Source organism: Herbaspirillum autotrophicum (assembly GCF_001189915.1).
Lineage (GTDB): Bacteria > Pseudomonadota > Gammaproteobacteria > Burkholderiales > Burkholderiaceae_D > Herbaspirillum > Herbaspirillum autotrophicum.
The window spans coordinates 57,340-74,267 of record NZ_LFLS01000017.1; the positions used below are offsets into that span (position 1 = coordinate 57,340).

A 16,928-nucleotide genomic window follows, 5' to 3' on the forward strand; every position below is an offset into this window, starting at 1 on the left:
GCACCGCTACGCACTTGCCACAATCCGGCCCAGTGTCGCCAGCGCATTCTCCATACGGTCATCCCACAGATGACCGTAGTTGAGTCGCAGGCAATTGGCAAACCCCGGCTGCGCCGAAAAAATCGGCCCCGGCGCGACGCTGATGCCATGCGACAGCGCATGCTTGTGAATGTGCAAGGCATCGACGCCGGCCGGCAATTCCAACCATAGAAAATAGCCGCCCTTGGGCCGGGTGGCGCGCGTCCCGGCCGGAAAGTAACGCGCCACCGCTGCAATGAATACCGCCTGCTGCTGCGCCAGTGCCTGTCGCAGTTGACGCAGATGCCGGTCATAGCCGCCCTTCTCCAGATACAAGGCCAGCGCTCCTTGCACCGGTGCCGAAGTAGTCAGCGTGGTGGTCAGCTTGTGTCTCGCCACGGCTTGCGTGAAACGACCGGGCGCCACCCAGCCGACGCGGTATCCGGGTGCCAGACATTTGGAAAACGATGAACAATGCATCACCAGCCCTTCGGTATCGAAGGCCTTGGCCGGGGTCGGCCGCTTGTCGCCGAAATACAGTTCACCGTACACATCATCTTCGATCAGCGGCACCTGATAGCGCGCCAGCAATTTCACCATGGCCTGCTTTTTTTCATCCGGCATCAGACTGCCGAGCGGATTCTGGAAATTGGTCATCAGCCAGCAGGCTTTGGGACGATGTCGTTCCAGCGCCCGCTCCAGCGCGCCCAGTTCCATGCCCTCGCGCGGATGGGTCGGCACTTCAATCGCCTGCAAGCCATTGCGTTCAATCGATTGCAGCGCGGCATAAAAACCCGGTGACTCGATCAGCACGGCATCGCCGGGGCGCGTCACCGCCGCCAGACACAGATTGAGCGCTTCCAGCGCGCCGTTGGTCACCACAATGTCGTCGGTATGCACATGCAGGCCGTCAATCAGATAACGCAACGCGATCTGCCGCCGCAAGCGCGCGTTGCCGGGTGTCAGGTCGTCCACCGTGCTCCACGGATCAAGACTCTGCACACTGGTCGCCATCATGCGCCCCAGCCGCGCCATCGGAAATAACAGCGGGCTGGGAAAGGCCGATCCGAGCGGCACCACGTCACGCGCCATGGTGCTTTCCAATACCTCAAACACCCGTTCGCTGATCGCCGGCTGTACCGAATCCTGATCCGGCAGCGGCAAAGCTTCCGGTTCGGGCGGCAGCGTTCGCACATGGGCGGCAACGTAATAACCGGAACGCTCGCGAGCCTGGATCAAGCCCTGCGCTTCCAGCAGGTAATACGCCTGAAACACCGTCGACGGACTGATTTCCCGGCTGCTGCTGGCTTGCCGTACCGAGGGCAAGCGATCACCCGGACGCAACACGCCATCCAATATAGACTGTGAAATTTCATGCGCCAGCGCTTCGTAACGTTTCATGCGGACTCCTGATCCTGCGGCAACCTCGCCGAAATCATTCTGATCTGCATATTAATCGAATTGAAAAATTAAAACAGATTAAACAGATCAGATACGAAATCAGTTTTATTGCTGTATTTAAAGCATAAATTTTATTTTTATTTTCCATTTGGAAATAAATTGAAAATCTGATCTGGTTTTTATTCCAGTTTCTGATTATTTCAAATCTGATTCATCGAGACTAAGCTCAACCCTGAATTCAAACCGCCCGCTCCGGCCCCGCACCTCAGGCGATGACCTCAAGGAAGCCATGAACCCCACCGCACTACTGCTTGCCACCTTTGTCCTGTCCGTACTCGGACTGTTCGCCTTCATCTGGTCTTTACGCAAAGGCCTGTTCGATGCTCAGGCCTCCGGCGCCCGCGTGATTTTCGCAGCGCGTGAAATCGGCACCTCCGAAGAACCGGCCGGCAATCAGCAACAAGCCTTGCAGCATGTGGTCGGCAATCTGGCCGATGCCGCGCTGCTGCCCGATGCCGATGAACTGGCAGCACGCGCCCGCGCCGACCGCTCCAGCGCGTTGCCAGCCATGATCCTGATCGGCAGCGCCGTGGTCTGGCTGATCCTGGCTTCGTTTGCCGGCTTGCTGAGTTCCTACAAACTGCATTCCCCCGACTTCCTGAATCAGTACGGTTGGCTGAGCTTCGGCCGCCTGCGCACCATCCACCTGAACGCGGTCGCCTACGGCTGGGCGCCGATGGGCTTGCTGGGACTGGCGATCTGGATGTTGCCGCGACTGTTGCGGGCGCCGCTGGCCGGCGGCCGCTTTGCCATCGTCGGTGCGGTGCTGTGGAATATCGGCGTCGCCGCCGGTCTCGGCGCACTGGCCAATGGCATCAATGCCGGCATGGAATGGCTGGAAATTCCGTGGCAAATCGGCTTGCTGTTTGCCATCGGCGGCATGCTGATCGGCTTGCCGATGGTGTTCACGCTGCAACGGCGCACCGTGCACCACTTGTATGTTTCCGTCTGGTACATCGGCGCGGCGCTGTTCTGGTTTCCGATTCTGTATATCGTGGCCAAGGTGCCGGGCATCCACGTCGGCGTCGAACAGGCCACCATGAACTGGTGGTTCGGCCACAACGTACTCGGTCTGTTCTACACCCCGCTGTCGATTGGCGCGGTGTATTACTTCCTGCCGAAAGTCATCGGCCGGCCGGTGCAATCCTACAATCTGTCGCTGCTCGGATTCTGGACCCTGGCCTTCTTTTACGGCCAGGTTGGCGGCCACCATCTGATCGGCGGTCCGATTCCGCAATGGCTGATCACCTTGTCGATTGTCCAGAGCGTCATGATGATCATCCCGGTAGTCGCTTTTTCGCTCAATCAGCATCTGACACTCAAGGGTCATTTCGGCGCGCTCAAATATTCACCTACGCTGCGTTTCATTTTCTTCGGTGCCGTGATGTATACGCTGGCCTCATTGCAAGGCTCGCTGGAAGCACTGCGCTCGCTCAACGCAGTGACTCACTTCACCCACTTTACCGTCGCCCATGCGCATCTCGGCATGTATGGCTTCGTCACCATGGTGATCTTCGGCGGCGTCTATTTCGTCATGCCGCGCGTGCTGGATATGCAATGGCCATCGCCGCGTCTGATCAGCCTGCATTTCTGGCTGGTCTGCATCGGCTTCGCCACTTACCTGATCACGCTCAGCATCGGCGGCGTACTGCAAGGAATGGCACTGCTTGATCCGGCCCGGCCGTTCATGGATTCGGTTGCCGTCACCTTGCCGTGGTTGCAAGGACGCACGCTCGGCGGTGCCCTGATGACCCTCGGCCATCTGGTATTTGCCTGGCATGTCGGTCTCATGCTGCTGCGTTCAGGTGCCTCGCCCCGTCTCGACCACTCTGCCATCCCAAGCGCGATCTGATTATGGAAAACGAACTCAAACTCATCGGCGGCGCCATGGTGACGCTGTCTCTGGCGACCTGCGCCATGATCATCGTGCCGTTCCTGCAACTCAAGGATGTACCGGCGCCGGCCGCACTTGCCCCCTACACCGGCGAACAATTGCGCGGCCGCGAGCAATACATGGCCAACGGCTGTATTGCCTGCCACACGCAACAACCGAGCAGCACCGGCGCCGGTCGTGCCGATGCCCGGCGCGGCTGGGGCCGGCCATCGGTGGCAGCCGATTATCACTATGATCAGCCGCCTTTGCTCGGCACCATGCGCACCGGCCCCGATCTGTTCAACATTGGTGCGCGTCAGCCCAGCGTCGACTGGCAACTCGGCCACCTGTTTCAGCCGCGTGCCTATGTTCCCGGCAGTATCATGCCCGGCTTCCCGTTCATGTTCGAAGTCAAGAACAAGAATGAACTGCGCCCCGGTGATCGCCAGGTCACACTGCCGCCCGGCACTGTCAGCTACGATCAGGTAGTCGTCGCCAAACAGGAGGCACTCGATCTGGTGGCCTACCTGATCGGTCTCAACCACACCTATCCGGCACTGACGCCGGCACAAGCCGAAAGCGCTGCCAACCGATCCGGAGCCGACGATGCCAAACAAGCCCAATAAGTTCAGCGAAAACGCCGACCCGTTCGAACAACACAATCCGGTACCCAAGATTGTGCTGGCGCTGGTGATGGCGCTGGTGGTCTGGGCCGTCTGTTATATCTTCGTGCAAGAACTCGGCGGTGATGTGGAACTCGGCGACCGGCGCGATCCGATTGCACTGGCCGGCGGTGCCGCCGTCTCCGGCGGCAGCGTCGACGGCGCGCAGGTATTTGCGGCCAATTGCCAGGCCTGCCATCAGGCCGGCGGCAAGGGCTTGCCGGGCGTGTTCCCGCCTTTGGCGAATTCCAGCTGGGTAACCGGCGACCCGGTGGTGGCGGCCAATATCCTGTTGCATGGCATGACCGGAAAAATTGAAGTCGCCGGCACCACCTATGACGGCGCGATGCCGCCGTTCGGACAACAATTGAACGACGACGAACTGGCCGCTGTGCTGACTCATATCCGCAGCCAATGGGGCAATGCCGCAGTCGCTGTCAGCAGCGCACAAATCGCTGCCGCCCGTACTGCCGGCGCGGCGCGCAAGCAACCGTGGCACGGCACGCAAGAGTTGCTGGATTTCGTCGCCGCCCATCCTGAATAGGTAAGCCATGCCGCGCCTGAAAGTGATCCCGCTGTGGCTGACGACTGTTGCTTGCATCATCATTACCTGCATCGCCACGTTGCTGTTTGCCGATGTCACGCGCGGCTTTCAGACGGTCACGTCGGACGGTGCGCGGCGTATTGATCTGGCCCGGGCACCGCGGCCGTTACCGGAAATCCAGATGATAACCAGCGATGGCCGCCGCCTGTCGCTGGCGACCCTGGTCGGCACCGATGCCACCAGCGTCATCACGCTGATCTACACCCAGTGCCTGACGATTTGCCGCAGCACCGTCGGCGGCCAGTCTTATCTGCAAGCGCAATGGCAGCGACAACCTCCGCCACATCCCATGCGGCTGCTGACTATCAGTTTCGATCCGCAACGCGACACGCCGCAGGTCATGCGCGCCTATGCGCAAAAGATGCGGGTTGATCCGGCGCTGTGGCATTTCGCCACGGTCGCCAATGCGGACGATCTGCCGCGCCTGCTCAAGCTGTTTGACATTGTCGTGCTGCCCGATGGCCGCGGCGACTATGTGCATAACGCCGCACTGTTCACCACCGATGCCAAAGCGAGACTCAATCGCGCATGGGATATCGATCAGGCCGAACAAGTCTGGCTGGCGCTGAACGCAGAACAATAACGCAGACCGGCCATATGACCACTCCTCGCCACTCCTCTCTGTCCGCTTGCTGGCCCGCACTCATGCTGGCCGCCATCGTGCTGTTGCAGCCCTGGCTGGAAGCCGGCATGGGACGACATATGGTGCTGGAGTTGCCGCTGCTGTTTGCATGCGGCTGGCTGTTCGCAGCGGCATTGCGCCCGCCGCACAAGATTGCCGGCCGCAGCAGGGCGCTGCGGGTGCCGGCGGCTGCCAGCTTGCCCGCGCTGCTGACGGCGTTACTCATCAGCAGTTTCTGGATGCTGCCAATCGCGCTCGACAATGCCGTGCTCTCGCCGCGCTATAACCTGATGAAATTCCTGAGCGTATTGCTGGCAGGATTCCTGACCGGCCTGTGGTGGCGACGCGCGGGCGTGATATTGCAGGGATTTTTTATCGTCAACTGGGCCTGGATGAGCATCACCGCAGGCATGCTGTATCAGACTGCGCCACAGCAACTGTGCAGCGTTTATCTGGACGAACAACAGCAAAGCGCCGGCACCGGTCTGGTGCTGCTGGCTTCGCTGATATTGGGGATATGGTTATTGCTGGCGATGCTGAAACTGACGCGGGAAGAATCACTGGCAGTGAACACGCGGCAAGGCGTTAAGGCACCACCATCTTGACGATCACGATCAGAACGGCAATGAACAATGCGACACCGATCAGGCCGGCGCCGATGACGTAAAAAGGATTGAAGGAGGTTGCGTCTTTTTCATAATCGGCACGGCGGCGCAAGCCGACGAACGACCAGAAAACAGCCTGCAGGGTGGCGAAAAACGATCTTTTTTCAGAATCGCCCGGTTTTGAAGCGCTCATGGCGTCCCTTTCTCCAGATCAAAAGGATGCCGGCGCCACCACGTTGCGGCGCCAGTCATCTGCCATAGGGTACAACATGTCGCGCCACCATGACCGGATCAAAATCACAAAAAAGAACCGGAGCAGAGAAAATTTCATGCAAAATCGTCAGTCACCTCATCCTTGGCCCGGTGCCCGACTATATCCATGAAGAAAATATTTTCGCTGCTACTGACCGTACTCGGCATATGGCTTCCGCTGGCGATGGGAATCCTGATGCTGGCCGGTGCCATCTGGCTCAGGAACCTGCAACTCGCCATTACCGGCCTGATCGTGGTCGCCGTCGCCTCATTATTTGGTTGTTCATCAAACACGGCACCAGCGATGCGACATCCCGGCAAGCGAGCAAGACGCTGCGACCCCCTCCTACTTGAAATCCCATTTCATCTGGCTGGAAATGGAAATATGCCGGGTGCTGCTGACGCACGCCCCGATATAGTCCGTCAGCGGCGGTGCCGGCGACATTCCTTCCTCTTGCAGATGCTGGTTATGAAATACATAGGCCAGTCGCGCGAACTCGCCGTACAGCGCCAGCGCCCGCACCAGCAAACGCGGATTGCAATCGGGAATGCGGCTGCGGATGCACGGCACCAGCAAACGTATTTCATCGACGCTGATATATTCGTACCCGATCTCCGCCGCCTGCCGGCCTTCATCGCTGATGTCGGCAGCAGCCAGTGCGCGGCCGATCTGGCGAAACGAACGGCTGCCGGATTCCCCGCCCGACAAATGATAAACCGCATGCGCCAGCGCCGGCTTCAGCGCCAGATGCAGCAACGCTGCCGCGCACCAGTCCACCGGCACCACATCGATGCGATCATCCAGTTTGGCGGTCAGTACGCGCAGCGATTGCCACACCTGAAACACCCAGAAGATGCTTTGCGACGGTGCACACCCGAGCACGGTATGACCAACGATGATGGACGGCCGCGCCACCACCAGCGGCAGCGAAGGGAAACGCTTGCGCAACATCGATTCGGCCAGTGCCTTGCTGCGGGTATACGGCACCAGGTGCGACTCAGGCGCCAGCGGCAACGCCATGGATTCAGCGATACCGTGCTGCGGATCGGCGCGCCGCCCGCACGCCATGGCGGTGCCGACATACAGAAACCGCCGCAGCCGTGGCCGGTCATGCACCAATGCCGCCAACTCCAGCGTGCCATCGACATTGATCTTTTCCAACCCCGGGTGCTCCGAAAACGTAGCCAGCGCAGCGCAATGAATCACTACCGCCACTTGCGCCAGACGCCCGTCATCAGCGACCTGCGTCAACGCATTGAGATCGGCAAACAACACCTGTTGCCAGCCCAGTTGCGCCAACTCCGCGTCACTGGCGCCAAGCAAGCGCAAATTGCCGCTCAGCCTGGCCCAACCCAGACGCGGATCATCGGCCCGTACCAATAACAGCAAACGCGACGCCATGCCGCGTCGGATTGCCTCCACTACCAGCGCACCACCGAGAAATCCGGTAGCACCGGTCACCATGATCAAATCATCCATTGCTTCACTCATTCAATTCAAATTTACCGGTGGCAGATACAGCATGCCAATCACGATCAGCATGCCGATTGCCAGCAATGTCGTCCCCGCCACAACGCCGGCGGTCAGCGCCATGTTTTTACCAATCCGACAATATTTATCAAAACAATAATTTTTCACGTCAGACTCCTGTACCGGCGATGCCCTGCACCGGCAGGCATCGCACTCAATCAGTATCCGCGTGCGGCATGAAGAACAGCTTGGGTTTACCTGAATTTTTGCTGAAGATCCGCCACCGTCATGCTCTTCAGCCTTTCTTCACAATAGGGTGTTCTAATAGCGCAACTGATAAAACCGGACCGCATTTCATCTCGCGGTGAAATGCATTCCTGAAAGAATTTCCATGAAAATATTGCTGATCGAAGATGACCTTGATCTCGGCAACGGTGTCCGCATCGCCTTGAGCGATCAAGGCATCGATGTCGTCTGGGTGCGCCAGCTGGACGACGCCGCCCGCCATCTGGATTCCGATACCTGTGATCTGGTGCTGCTCGATCTGGCATTGCCGGATGGTGACGGCTTGCACTTGCTGAGCCGGTTGCGGCGTGAGCGCCTGGCCATGCCGGTCATCATCCTGAGCGCCCGCGATTCGGTCGAAGACCGGCTGCGCGGGCTCGACAGCGGCGCCGATGACTATCTGGTCAAGCCCTTCGTGCTGGCGGAGTTGCTGTCACGCGTGCGGGCGCTGGCGCGCCGCAGTTTCGGCTTTGATGGCGAAACCATGGAATTGCGCGGCTTGTCGCTGCATGCACCGACCCGCCGCGTGAGCGTACAGGGTCGCCCGGTAGAGTTAACCGCCAGCGAATACACCTTGCTCAAAACGCTGCTGATGCGTACCGACCGCGTCGTCACCCGCCGCATCCTGGAAGAGCAGGCCTTGCCGGGCGGCCAGAGCAACGCCAGCAATACCCTGGATGTGCACATGACCAACCTGCGCCGCAAGATCGGCGACGGCTATATCCGCACCGTGCGCGGAGTCGGTTATGTGATTGACCAGCAGGCCGAATCCGGGAACGCAAAAAAATGATGACAAGATGGTGGCAACGGGTACGGCGACCAACGCTGGTACGGCGCGTACTGATCGCACAAATGCTGTTACTGACACTGTTATGGAGTCTGTTTATCGGCTACGTGGTTTATGAAAGCGGCCGCAGCGCCGGCCTGCTCAATGCCTCCCGGATTTACCAGACGCTGCTCAGCGTAGCGGAAAATGCGACTGAAGAGCCGTCAGGACAACGCAAGATCTTGCATATCATCGACCTCACCTTGCGCGACGAATACGGCGACAAGGAAATCCTTGACGACAGTTCCTCGCTGATCGTCTCGGGCCACGGCAAGCTGCTGTATCAATCCGAAAACACGCCGTCCGGCATCAATACCGAAATTCTCGACACCATCCAGACCACCACCATCAACGGTTCGCGCTGGCGTTATCGGACCATCAAATCGGCCACCACCGACGCCCGCGCCACGATTGTCATCCCGGCCGACTCCTGGAACGTGTTCGTCACATTCAACTCCCGCGGCTATTATCTGATCCCGCTGATCATCAGCCTGCCGTTTCTGTTGCTGCCGGCATGGTTGTCGATCCGGGTCGCGCTGCGTCCGTGGCGGCGGGTGGTGCAGGAAGTCGCAACACGCGGACCGCACAATCTGGCGCCGCTGTCGTTCCGGCCCGAGCACGAAGAACTCAGTGCCATGGTCGACAGCATCAATACCTTGTTGCACAGCGTAGATGAAAGCGCCGCGCGCGAACGGGCCTTCATTGCCGACGCCGCCCACGAATTGCGCACGCCGCTGGCAGCCATGCGAGTCAATGTCGAAGCGTTGCAAAGTCAGACTGCCGATGACAATCAGCGTGCCTTGCTCAGCGGCATCGTCAGCAGCAGCAATCGCGCCACCCGGCTGGTGGCGCAACTGTTGTTGCTGATGCGCAGCGATACCAGTGCCCAACCGGGCGCCGAGAAAGTCGTGCTGGATCAATTGCTGCAAGACCGGCTGGCAATTCTGTCGCCGCTGGCCAATGCCCGTCGGGTGGAACTCGAATTGCATGCCGATGCCGATGTGATCATCCTCGGCAGACCGGAAAATCTGGTGTCGCTGATTGACAATCTGGTGGAGAACGCCATCAAGTACAGCCCGGCGCAAGGCAGCGTGAGCGCTCAATTGCGTCGCCTGCCGGCACAACGCGGTCAGCCGGCCACCACCGGCAGCGCCGAATTGCGCATCATTGATCAGGGCCCCGGTATTCCGGTCTCGTTACGAGAACGCGTGTTCGACCGCTTCTTCCGCATCACCGATCAAACCCAGAACGGCAGCGGTCTCGGCCTGGCGATTGCCAGATCGGTGGTAGTGCAGCACGGGGGTCAGATCACGCTGGAAGATGGTGCAGATGGCAGCGGCTTGCAGGTCGTGGTCACGCTGCCGCTGGCGGATCACCGGCAACGACGCACCATATGACATTCCCGGTCCGCGACCACCAGCCAGCGCCGCCTCAATACGTCGAACTGAACGTCGTTCCCTGTGCCCAGCGTGATTGCCAGTGGCGCAGATAGGACGCTGCCAGCTCCGGATTATTCCAGAGCACCAGTACATTCTCGCTGTTTGAACGCGCCGCTGCCTGACTGTAGTTGAAACTGCCGGTCTGCACATGGCGCTGATCGGCAATGATGTATTTGTCGTGATGGATCGCATACTTTGCAATCAGGCGCACCGGGATATCCGCATTCACCAGCAGATTGAATGCGGCAATACTGGCAGGACGCCGGTTGCCTTTGTCATCCGCCAGCACGGCCACATCGACACCGCGCTTTTTGGCGGCAATCAATGCTTTGACCACACCCGGCGACGTGAAGGAATAGGCAGCCAGACGAATCTGTTGCTGCGCGGCGTTGATCACTTTCAGGATCAGCCGCTCACTGCCGCCATCCGGCGAAAATGCGCTGTCGACGCGTTGGTCGGCGGGCGCCACATCGGTGAAGGAATGGATCGAGTTGGCGAGTTCATCAATCAGCTTGCTGTTTTTGGCTGCTGCCGATGAGGCGAAAATTGCCAGTGGCAAAACGAGGAGTATCAATTTCATGGCGCGTATTATAGCCGCCGGCGAATACCTTTTGCTGACCGGCAGGCGCTCGCAAGTCAGGCCCAGTGAAATCAGGTTCTGAGGTGCCGTCAACACCATGCACGCCATCGTTGCCGGACGACCAGAGGCGGTCACTTTCGCGGCAGGCGACCAGCCAACCGTTGAGCAAATCAGCCACAGCGCCGCCGGGAATGTAAAATCGACACCACGCAAGCCAACCAGTCACGGTCGGTTTTCCCCCAAACGGCCATTGCCGCATTAGAATCACCGGAAACGCCGGTCATTATAAAAAGGACGCACACGTGGTCAAGCAGGTCGAAAGCAAAAACAAGCGTTCGCGCGACGAAATCATGGCCGACATCATGCAGGCGGCAATTGTCGAATTTTCCGAAAACGGCTTCCCTGCCACATCGACCCAGGCCATCGCTGAGCGCGCCGGCCTGTCCAAAGCGCAATTGCACTATTACATCGTCGGCAAGGATCAGTTGTACGAAGAAGTCCTCAAGCAAGTCATCGAGGACTGGATCAAGGTATTTTCGCTGAGCGATGTCGATCTCGGACCACGCGCCGTGCTGACCGATTACATCCGTAAAAAACTCTTGTTTTCATTCGAACAGCCACTGCTGTCGCGCATTTACGCGCGCGAAGTGATGCAAGGCGCAACCGTGCTGACGCCCTTGCTGACGCGTTCGCGGCAGCGCAACACGCAAGCCGTGGCCTGCATTGAAAAATGGATGGGCGACGGCTTGATGCGCAGGCTCGACCCGCTGTTGCTGATGATGCACATCTGGTCGGTCACCCAGCATTTCGCCGATTTCGATGCCCAGGTGCGCTATATGATGCGGCTCAAGGACGGCGAACAACTTGATCGCGAACACGTCATTACCGAGCTCACCGAATTCATCCTGATCGGCTGCGGCATCCCCCCGCTGGCGGCTGACTGAAAATCTTCCTGCATTTGCTTCCGGGCCAGAATCCGGCATCCAAAAGCAGTCTCCGGCGAGCACAGGAAACAGCATCGCTCTGCCGCAGCGCACAACCAAAAAATAATTAAAAACAACACCTAAAAGCCGCCACCAGTACGGCTTTTAAACAATTTATCAATCGGTTTAACCAATCGGTCAATTTTTGCATTACACTCGCCAGACACAAAAAAATATATGCATCCGATACAGGATAGCCGTCCATTCAAAGGAGACAACATGACAGGATTCACCAAGCGTTATTGGGCTGAATACACCAGCAAGGAGTTTGCCGCACTGGAGCGCGACAAACTGATCGCCGTTTTGCCAGTGGGCGCAACCGAACAGCATGGACCGCATTTACCGCTGTCGGTCGACACCAGCGTCATCGATGGCATGGTCAGTGCCGTGATCCGTCATCTGCCGGCCACTCTGCCGGCGGTCTTTTTGCCGACGCAGGCGATTGGCAAAAGCAATGAACATGCGCGTTATCCCGGCACGCTGACGCTGTCGGCCGAAACCCTGATCCGCAACTGGATGGAAATCGGCGCCTGTGTCGCCGCCTCGGGTGTCAAGAAGCTGGTGCTGTTCAACAGTCATGGCGGCCAGATGTCCATCATGGATATCGTTGCCCGCGATTTGCGGCAACGCTTCGGCATGCTGGTAGTGGCTTCCAACTGGTACGGCTTTGGTGAACCCGAAGCGATGTTTTCCGACCATGAAATGCAGCACGGTATTCACGCCGGCGATGTCGAAACCTCATTGATGCTGAGCATGCGCCCCGCGTTGGTGGCGATGCAACATGCTGAAAAATTCAGCGCACTGACCGAAGACATGGAGCAACGCTACCGCCACCTGTCACTGCGCTCGTGCGGCAAGATCGGCTGGCAAATCCATGACATGAATCCGAACGGTGCCTGCGGCGATGCCTCGATTGCCACCAAGGCCAAGGGCGATGCGCTGACAGAACATGTCGCCGTGCGCTTCGTCGAACTGTTGGCGGAAATCGATCAGGCTCCGCTCAGCATGCTGGCCAATGAGCCAGCCTGGTGCTGAGTTCAGCGCCGCCCCCATAAAAAGACAGGAGACAGGCATGGAACAACCCAATCTCATCAGACTCAAGAACATCCATAAAAAATATGCCAACGGCACCATCGCCCTGAGCGGCATGACGCTGGATGTCGGACAACACGATTTCATCAGTTTTCTCGGCCCGTCCGGTTGCGGCAAAAGTACCGCACTGCGCATGATTGCGGGTCTGTCGCCGATTTCCGGCGGCACCATCGAATGGAATGCGCAACACCACAATCACAGCGACAACAGCAGCGGCGATATCAGCTTCGTCTTCCAGGAACCCACGCTGATGCCCTGGTCGTCAGTATTCAAGAATGTCTACCTGCCGCTCAAGATGCGCGGCATGTCTCTTGAAGAAGCGCGTCCGCGAGTGCTCGAAGCATTGGCCATGGTCGGCCTGAACCGTTTTGCCGATGTTTATCCGCGCGAGCTTTCGGGCGGCATGAAGATGCGCGTATCGATTGCCCGTGCCATGGTGACCCGGCCCAGACTACTGCTGATGGATGAACCATTTGCCGCGCTCGACGAAATGACCCGCCTGAAATTGAACAACGATGTGCTGCGTCTGTGGCGCGAACATCAGTTCACCGTGATCTTCGTCACCCACAGTGTCTACGAATCGATTTACCTGTCCAACCGCGTGGTCGTCATGGCACCGCGCCCGGGCCGGGTGATTCAGGAAATCACGGTCGATGCGCCGCCGGTACGTGACGCCTCCTTCCGTGAGTCGGCCTATTACATGGACTTGTGTCGCACCGCGTCAGCCGCCCTGCAACGCACCATGGATACCGATTTGGCCGACCACTAAGGAGATAGCATGAATACCATCGTCAACACGCAAGCGGTCGGTCTGGCCGACAATAGTCAAGAACTGGCACAGGCTGCAGCGCGCCGCGCCCGCAACAACAAACTGCTGCGCATCGTGGTGCCCTCGGTGCTGGTGCTGCTGGCCATCGGTTTGTGGGAATTGCTGGTGCGCATCAATCATGTGCCGGACTACATCATTCCGGCACCCAGCGTGGTCTTGCGCACGCTGCTCGAAAACTGGGACTCGCTGTTCGCAGCCTTGCTGTTCACCCTCAAGCTGACTTTCCTGTCGCTGGCCCTGGCGGTGGTCGGCGGCGTCTTGCTGGCAATGTTGTTCGCCATGTCGCGTTGGGTTGAAATCAGTCTGTTTCCATTTGCGGTGATCCTGCAAGTGACGCCGGTGATCGCCATCGCGCCGCTGATCCTGATCTATTGCGACAGCACGTTTTCGGCATTGCTGATCTGCGCCTGGATCGTGGCCTTCTTTCCGATCTTGTCGAATACCGTGATCGGCTTGCGCAGCGCCGACCGCAATCTGTCCGATCTGTTTTCTCTGTACCGCGCCACGCCGTGGCAGCGCCTGCGCTATCTGTTGATTCCGAGCGCGCTACCCTACTTTCTGGCCGGTCTCAAAGTGGCCGGCGGCCTGGCCCTGATCGGTGCCGTGGTGGCGGAATTCACCGCCGGCGCTGCCGGTCGTGAAACCGGTCTGGCGTCACGCATTCTGGAAGCCAGCTTCCGCAATGAAATTCCCAAAATGTTTGCCGGACTGGTGCTGGTATCGGTATGCGGCATCGCCATCTTCCTGCTGTTCAACTGGATTTCCAAACTGGTATTGAGCGGCTGGCATGAAAGCGAACTGAGCGGCGAAATGTAAGCGCCCTCCCAAGTCATAAATAGGGTATCAACAAGGCATCACCCACAAGGAGAAACAGCATGACCAAGCGAGAAATCGACTGGAGCCGCTTTGCGGCAGAATTGGATGGCATCAGGATTTTGCTCAATGGCAATCAGGTGCGCGCCAAATCAAAGGACTTTTTCTGGTACAGCCCGATTCTGAATGAGCAATTGAAAGATTGCGTCGGTGATCTGGTGGTAATGCCACGCACTGAAGCTGAAGTGATCCGGGTGGCGGCGGCAGTCGCGCGCTGGCGTGTTCCGCTGACGATTCGCGGTGCCGGCACCGGCAATTACGGCCAGTGCGTGCCGCTGGCCGGCGGCGTGATTCTGGATACGACCGAACTGAATCAGGTGCTCGCCATCCGTCCCGGTTCGGTGCGGGTGCAAACCGGTGCCCGTATCGCCAAGGTTTTGGAAGCGGTGCAGGAGCAAGGACAGGAATTGCTGATGTTCCCGTCGACATTGCGCATTGCCACCATCGGCGGCTTCATCGCCGGCGGCTCGCTCGGCGTCGGCTCGATCCGCAATGGCGCCTTGAAAGATGCCGGTAATGTCACGGCAATCCGCGTCGTCACGGTGGAGCCGGAACCGCGCATCATCGAGTTGCTCGGCGCCGACATTCAAAAAGTGCATCACGCCTACGGCACCAACGGCATCATCACCGAACTGGAACTGTGCATCAAACCCGCGTTCGACTGGCAGCACAACATCATGCTGTTCGACCACTACACCGATGCCCTGCGTTTTTGCAAAGCAGCCAGCACACCGGAACTCGATCTGTTTTTGCTGACCTCGGTCGACCGCAATTTCGCGCCGTATTACGAAGAATTGCTGGGCGAACATTTCCCGGCTGACCGCGACGCCGTGTTTGCCATGGTCGCACCGCAATCGCTGACCGCCTATCGCCAGCTGGCGCTGGCACACGGTGGTCGCGAATCGCTGTGCATGAGCGCGACGGAACTGGAACAGCAAGAATTGCCGCCGGCCTACGAGTGCGCCTACAACCACACCACGCTGCATGCCATCAAGGTCGACAAGCAACGCACCTATTTGCAATATGCCATGCCATCGCCGCTCGACCCCGACCTGTGCCAGCGTTTTGCTGAACATTTCGGCGATGAAGTCTATTGGCATCACGAATTTGCCCGACAGTCGGATGCCTATCAATGCTTCGGCATTCCGCTGGTGCGCTTCAGCACTGCCGAGCGCTTGTATGAAGTGATGGCGTATCTGGAACAGAACGGCTGCGCCATCTTCGATCCGCACGTGGTCACCATTGAAGATGGCGGCATCAAGGAAATCGACGATTTGCAAATCGAATTCAAAAAACTGGCCGATCCGTATGGCTTGCTCAATCCCGGCAAGACACGCGGCTGGGATCAGAGCATGGCCCGTCAGAACTGAGTGCAGCACACCTTATAAAATCAGGAGACCCGCATGATCAAGTTGAAACACGTGGTGTTGGCAGCAAGCGTATTTTTCTCGGCCGCAGCAAGCACTCCGGCACTGGCGCTGGACAAGGTCAGTTTCGGTACCAACTGGCGTGCCCAGGGCAGTCACGGCGGCTACTATCAGGCCGTGGCTGACGGCACCTATGCCAGGTACGGTCTGGAAGTCGATATCCAGCAAGGCGGTCCGCAAGTCAACAATCGCCCGCTGCTGTCAGCCGGAAAACTGGATTTCCTGATGGGCGGCAATCTGCTGCAAGCTTTCGACAATATCAAGAACCGGGTGCCGACAGTGTGGGTCGCAGCGATGTTCCAGAAAGATCCGCAAGGATTGATGGCGCATGCCGATGCCGGCTACAAAAACTTCAACGACCTGACCCGCGCCAAGACCATTCTGATCGGCAAGGACATGCAGTTCGCCGGCTGGCAATGGATGAAGAAAACGCACGGCTTCAGGGATGAGCAACTGCGCCCGTACAACTACAGCCTGGCGCAATTCCTGGCCGACAAAGCAGTGGTGCAGCAAGTGTTCGTCAATGCCGAACCGATTTATGCCGAAGCCGCCGGCGTCAAACCGCAAGTGTTCCTGTTGGCTGATGCCGGTTGGAGCACGTATGCCAACGGCATCGAAACCCGCGCCGACATGACCAAGAACAAACCCGATGTGGTGCGCCGGTTTGTCGAAGCATCGATCATCGGCTGGTACAACTTCATGTATGGCGACCACACTGCTGCCTATGCCCTGATCAAGAAAGCCAATCCGGAAATGACCGATGAAAAGATCGATCGCGAAGTCGCCAAGATTCGTGAAATCGGTTTGCTCGATTCCGGTGATGCCCTGGAAAAGGGGATTGGCACCATGAGTCAGGCGCGCATCAATGACTTTTACGAAAAAATGGTCAAGAGCGGTTTGTACAAGCAACAGGACGTCGATCTGAATCTGGTGATCGATACCCGCTTCGTCAACAAAGGACTGGGGCTGGATCTGAAGAAAAAGCTGAGCAAGCAATAAGCCAGTGTCGGGCCTGCTGCCATGCCA

At 58.5% G+C, this 16,928-nt stretch carries 18 protein-coding genes; 13 read left to right on the top strand and 5 right to left on the bottom strand.

The genetic code is table 11. The features are described 5' to 3' along the window. Window positions 1-6: 6 nt before the first annotated feature. Window positions 7-1,419, bottom strand: a complete 1,413-nt coding sequence (locus AKL27_RS14495) for an aminotransferase-like domain-containing protein (RefSeq protein WP_050463556.1) — start codon at window positions 1,417-1,419, stop codon at window positions 7-9. A gap of 289 nt (window positions 1,420-1,708) precedes the next feature. Between AKL27_RS14495 and AKL27_RS14500 the strand changes: the two genes are divergently transcribed. From AKL27_RS14500 to AKL27_RS14520, 5 genes are read left to right on the top strand one after another with little or no spacing between them, the layout of a single operon-like run. Continuing rightward, window positions 1,709-3,331: a cbb3-type cytochrome c oxidase subunit I gene (locus tag AKL27_RS14500; protein ID WP_050463557.1), complete on the top strand. Its 1,623-nt coding sequence runs from the start codon at window positions 1,709-1,711 to the stop codon at window positions 3,329-3,331. Between the two features lie 2 nt (window positions 3,332-3,333). Then, window positions 3,334-3,978 carry a cbb3-type cytochrome c oxidase subunit II gene (locus AKL27_RS14505; protein ID WP_050463558.1) on the top strand — a complete coding sequence of 215 codons (645 nt, stop codon included), beginning with the start codon at window positions 3,334-3,336 and terminating at the stop codon, window positions 3,976-3,978. After that, window positions 3,959-4,558, top strand: coding sequence for a c-type cytochrome (locus tag AKL27_RS14510; RefSeq protein WP_050463559.1), 600 nt, complete (start codon window positions 3,959-3,961; stop codon window positions 4,556-4,558). Before AKL27_RS14505 ends, AKL27_RS14510 begins: the two co-directional genes overlap by 20 nt. A 7-nt stretch (window positions 4,559-4,565) precedes the next feature. Continuing rightward, a complete protein-coding gene (locus tag AKL27_RS14515) occupies window positions 4,566-5,201 on the top strand; it encodes an SCO family protein (protein WP_050463560.1) in 636 nt (211 codons plus the stop codon). Window positions 5,202-5,215: 14 nt separating this feature from the next. Next, window positions 5,216-5,845: a hypothetical protein gene (locus tag AKL27_RS14520; RefSeq protein ID WP_157056926.1), complete on the top strand. Its 630-nt coding sequence runs from the start codon at window positions 5,216-5,218 to the stop codon at window positions 5,843-5,845. Here the strand turns inward: AKL27_RS14520 and AKL27_RS14525 are convergent. Further along, a complete protein-coding gene (locus tag AKL27_RS14525) occupies window positions 5,826-6,038 on the bottom strand; it encodes a DUF2970 domain-containing protein (RefSeq protein ID WP_050463562.1) in 213 nt (70 codons plus the stop codon). The genes AKL27_RS14520 and AKL27_RS14525 overlap by 20 nt on opposite strands. Before the next feature lie 405 nt (window positions 6,039-6,443). Next, complete coding sequence (locus AKL27_RS14530) at window positions 6,444-7,577, bottom strand: SDR family oxidoreductase (RefSeq protein WP_083439062.1); 1,134 nt, start codon at window positions 7,575-7,577, stop codon at window positions 6,444-6,446. Window positions 7,578-7,959: 382 nt separating this feature from the next. On the opposite strand from AKL27_RS14530, the gene AKL27_RS14535 reads away from it, so the two are divergent. After that, window positions 7,960-8,643: a response regulator gene (locus AKL27_RS14535; protein ID WP_050463564.1), complete on the top strand. Its 684-nt coding sequence runs from the start codon at window positions 7,960-7,962 to the stop codon at window positions 8,641-8,643. Continuing rightward, the gene (locus tag AKL27_RS14540) at window positions 8,640-10,076 is read left to right on the top strand and encodes a sensor histidine kinase (RefSeq protein WP_198155971.1); all 1,437 of its coding nucleotides are present in this window, start codon (window positions 8,640-8,642) and stop codon (window positions 10,074-10,076) included. The genes AKL27_RS14535 and AKL27_RS14540 overlap by 4 nt, the downstream gene beginning before the upstream one ends. Before the next feature lie 34 nt (window positions 10,077-10,110). Here the strand turns inward: AKL27_RS14540 and AKL27_RS14545 are convergent, their stop codons facing one another. Both AKL27_RS14545 and AKL27_RS28160 read right to left on the bottom strand, forming a co-directional pair. Beyond that, the gene (locus tag AKL27_RS14545) at window positions 10,111-10,698 is read right to left on the bottom strand and encodes a phospholipase D family nuclease (RefSeq protein ID WP_157056927.1); all 588 of its coding nucleotides are present in this window, start codon (window positions 10,696-10,698) and stop codon (window positions 10,111-10,113) included. Further along, on the bottom strand, window positions 10,622-10,924 hold the full coding sequence (locus AKL27_RS28160; RefSeq protein ID WP_198155972.1) for a hypothetical protein: 303 nt from the start codon (window positions 10,922-10,924) through the stop codon (window positions 10,622-10,624). Before AKL27_RS28160 ends, AKL27_RS14545 begins: the two co-directional genes overlap by 77 nt. 76 nt (window positions 10,925-11,000) lie before the next feature. On the opposite strand from AKL27_RS28160, the gene AKL27_RS14550 reads away from it, so the two are divergent. The 6 genes from AKL27_RS14550 (at window position 11,001) to AKL27_RS14575 (ending at window position 16,901) form a co-directional block, all read left to right on the top strand. Next, entirely contained in the window at window positions 11,001-11,642 is a 642-nt protein-coding gene (locus tag AKL27_RS14550; RefSeq protein ID WP_050463566.1) for a TetR/AcrR family transcriptional regulator, read from the top strand. Window positions 11,643-11,900: 258 nt separating this feature from the next. After that, window positions 11,901-12,716, top strand: coding sequence for a creatininase family protein (locus AKL27_RS14555; RefSeq protein WP_050463567.1), 816 nt, complete (start codon window positions 11,901-11,903; stop codon window positions 12,714-12,716). A 37-nt stretch (window positions 12,717-12,753) separates the two neighbouring features. Further along, window positions 12,754-13,542, top strand: a complete 789-nt coding sequence (locus tag AKL27_RS14560; RefSeq protein WP_050463568.1) for an ABC transporter ATP-binding protein — start codon at window positions 12,754-12,756, stop codon at window positions 13,540-13,542. 9 nt (window positions 13,543-13,551) lie between these two features. Beyond that, complete coding sequence (locus AKL27_RS14565) at window positions 13,552-14,418, top strand: ABC transporter permease (protein ID WP_083439055.1); 867 nt, start codon at window positions 13,552-13,554, stop codon at window positions 14,416-14,418. Window positions 14,419-14,477: 59 nt separating this feature from the next. Then, window positions 14,478-15,845, top strand: coding sequence for an FAD-binding oxidoreductase (locus AKL27_RS14570; protein WP_050463569.1), 1,368 nt, complete (start codon window positions 14,478-14,480; stop codon window positions 15,843-15,845). Window positions 15,846-15,878: 33 nt separating this feature from the next. Next, a complete protein-coding gene (locus AKL27_RS14575; protein ID WP_050463570.1) occupies window positions 15,879-16,901 on the top strand; it encodes an ABC transporter substrate-binding protein in 1,023 nt (340 codons plus the stop codon). Window positions 16,902-16,928: the final 27 nt, after the last annotated feature.